This window comes from Pseudoduganella ginsengisoli, from assembly GCF_009720865.1.
Lineage (GTDB): Bacteria > Pseudomonadota > Gammaproteobacteria > Burkholderiales > Burkholderiaceae_D > Rugamonas > Rugamonas ginsengisoli.
Window position 1 is genome coordinate 1 of the sequence record NZ_WNLA01000100.1, and the last position, 323, is coordinate 323.

Here is a 323-nt window from a genome sequence, read left to right on the forward strand (position 1 = left end):
GCCACGGCGCCTGCGCTGCGCTGGCGCTGCAGGCGCCGTGGCTGGCCACGCTGCTGGCATTGGCGCTGTTCCAGGCGTGGGCGCTATGGCGTGCGCCTGCCACCTGGTTTCCTGAAGCAATCACTATCAGGCTGGCGCGTGGCGGCAGCGTGGCATTGGGCGCGGCCGACCTGGCCGCGCCGCGCGCCGATGCCGCCCACATTGAAGTGAGCCGCAACGCCGATGGCGCCTGGCGCGTGCGCAACTTGAGCACGGCCCGGCCCGCGTCGGTACAGCAAGGCCGCACCGATGTCCGGCTGGCGGGCGCCCCACTGGCCGGCGCC

The 323-nt window shown here is 74.0% G+C and carries 1 pseudogene; it reads left to right on the forward strand.

From position 1 onward, the window contains the following. A pseudogene (locus GM668_RS30795) lies at positions 1 to 323 on the forward strand (hypothetical protein); the annotation flags it as partial.